Source organism: Flavobacterium sp. UGB4466 (genome assembly GCF_903469665.1).
In the GTDB taxonomy this organism is placed as follows: Bacteria; Bacteroidota; Bacteroidia; order Flavobacteriales; family Flavobacteriaceae; genus Flavobacterium; species Flavobacterium lipolyticum.
The window spans coordinates 1-2477 of the sequence record NZ_CAGKLC010000216.1 but is presented as its reverse complement, the minus strand read 5'-3'; the positions used below and the strand labels follow the sequence as shown (position 1 = coordinate 2477).

Sequence of the window (2477 nt, the reverse complement as noted above, 5' to 3'; positions counted from 1 at the left end):
AGATTGGTTATATTTGAGAGTAAATTCTCAAAATATAAAATGGAAAAAAAATTAAAGCAATTCTTTGTAAAGTCTTTTTTGGTGCTGCTGTTCCTTCATTTAGGGTATTTTTTATATGGTTTTTTTACCTTTAAAGGCATTGCCAACATCAATTCCTATTTTGAATTTTACAGATTTAAATTTTATGATGATGTTTCCATTTCCCATTTTTTCATCAGCGGTTTGTTTTTATTTTTCTTCCTGATATTTTTGGTTAAAAATCACTCCCGATATCCTTATTCTTTAACCAATCTTCTTAAAACCGGTTTGGTATTACTGCTGATTTGTTTTCTGAGTTTTTCCTTTTTCATCAGTTATAGTTTTGGGCTGAATGCTAAATTAAGGAGTGAACTTCCGGAAGTTAATTTCAATAAAGACAAGGTTTTACTGAATGTTTTAAATCCGTTTTTATACAATTATACATCTTACAGTTCTGAAAAGTTGTTTAATCCGGTTCATATCTTATATCCAAAACCCTATCCTGTCACGGAAGTAGTAGATAGTGTTTTAATATCAAATGGATATTACAACACAGAGAGCACGTATTACAGCATCGATACTTTGAAAGTGCTCACAACCGATTTAGATAAAGTTTCGACTGTAACTAGCAAGGTTTTGGATGAAATTGGTTTAGATAAAAAAGAACTTTCGGAGAGAATTATAGCCAAAAAAGCGATTAAAGACAGTACAGAGATCCTATTCAGAGGTGTTGAGGTACGACCTCAATATGACGATAGCATTTGTATTTTTCTCGAAAATAAATCATTGTTTAAACCGGTGAAAGGAATTGCAACAGAAAAGCAACAGTACGATGCTGCAGTACAACGTTATAAACTGCTGTACAAATACAAAAAAGATTCGTTGCAGTTGAATTTTCAGAGGCTGGATACTCTTTTGAAGAAGTATAAAATTGAGAGTAATATTGTTCCCAAAGAACTTGTCGCAGATGCTTTTTATTTTAGGGAACATCGCGATGAAGTATTGAATACGATTCGAAACAGCTTTGACCGAAAAGCATTAATAGAGAAGTTTATCACTTTTGATAAGCTTTTTTACGAACCCAACTATTTACATCCGTCAATTATTGGGATGTATTTTGGCGTGATTGTAACCGTTTGGCTGATTCTTTTTTTAGTGTATGTTTGGTTTAATCGCAGAAGTAGAGGTTAGGGAAAGTTTATCCTTTCCATTGTTTTTATACCCTGTTGTAATCTGCTCTCCAGTGTACGATGGCTTTTTTTATAGCGTCTCCGCTGAGATTATTTTTAAGAGCATCTTCCAAAAGCGGTAGGATTTCGTCGTCAGGAGCAAATCTCAAAGCAAAAATCTGATCGTCTGTTAGTTTGTATTCGAATTCTTCAAGCCTTTTTCCGGTAAGGCTCAAATAACGATAACGAAGTTCCAGCCTCACGATTCGGTTCTGAAGCGTCAGGGCGTAATGCTGGCGCAACATATAGGCAAGAAAAAACAGAAATAGAAAACAAACACTTATAAACGACCAAATAAGTGTATTTTCGGTCGTACAGGCGAAGTAAATACTGCAACCTAAGAATAGTGCTAAAACCGGATAATAAACAAAATGATGCGGGGTATAAAACCGAACATGATTGTAATAAGTTTGAATTTTCATAATGATATCGTTTTGGTTTCCGATTAAGTAACAAGGCTACTCCGGAAGAGAATAGCTTATTCAAAGAAAAAATAACGCAATCAATGTTTTTTACAACTTAAATGTATTAAAAAAAAATTAATCTGTGTGAGGTGTCGATGTATTATTATGAGATGGATCAACAGAAATTTTCCACTCCTGAAGTTTAGATTCATAGCTTTTGCCTGCATTTGCCGGACTTGTTGAGGGTAGTGTAATCAAGTGATAGTTTTTTTTCAGCTGGACATATTTTTTAAAGAATGCTGCTGCTTTTTGTCCGTTAAAAAGAATGGTTGTGATTTTGGGATGTTGTTCTAAAAAGGTTTCAAAATCATTAGGGGTTTCGTTTTTAATCGCACTGTCCAAACTCCCTATCCGGTCACAATGCTGTAACACATCCCACACCGCAATGTTGTTTTTTTGCAGCAAAGCTTTTCGGGTTTCATAATCAGTAGATTGATTCTCTTTCAAAATAACAAACATAAATTTCCAGAAATTATTCTGATAGTGACCGTAATATTGATTCAGTTCCAATGATTTGGTTCCGGGCATGGTGCCCAAAATCAGAATAACAGCATCTTTGTTGGATAGGGGCGGGAAAGAAAAACTTTTCATGAAGTACTGTTTTTGTAAAGCAGTAAGGTAACCATTTTAAAAGTTACTTTTAAAGAGCCTCATTAAAATTTTGAAGACGAAATAATTTAAATTGCAGCTTGATTTTTATTGGTCTCAGATTCGGGTTTAAAACCCTGCAATTTATTGCAGTACTTTAGTAATGCGAAAAAATCTA

3 protein-coding genes are annotated in these 2477 nt (G+C 33.9%); 1 reads left to right on the top strand and 2 read right to left on the bottom strand.

The features are described from left to right. Positions 1-1209, top strand: a 1209-nt coding sequence (locus JO950_RS21690; protein WP_237732424.1) for a hypothetical protein, incomplete at its 5' end; no start/stop codon positions are given. Positions 1210-1234: 25 nt separating this feature from the next. On the opposite strand, the gene JO950_RS21685 is transcribed toward JO950_RS21690, so the two are convergent. Next, entirely contained in the window at positions 1235-1669 is a 435-nt protein-coding gene (locus JO950_RS21685; protein ID WP_202704506.1) for a DUF6526 family protein, read from the bottom strand. 117 nt (positions 1670-1786) lie between these two features. After that, complete coding sequence (locus JO950_RS21680) at positions 1787-2302, bottom strand: DNA-deoxyinosine glycosylase (protein WP_202704505.1); 516 nt, start codon at positions 2300-2302, stop codon at positions 1787-1789. Positions 2303-2477: the final 175 nt, after the last annotated feature.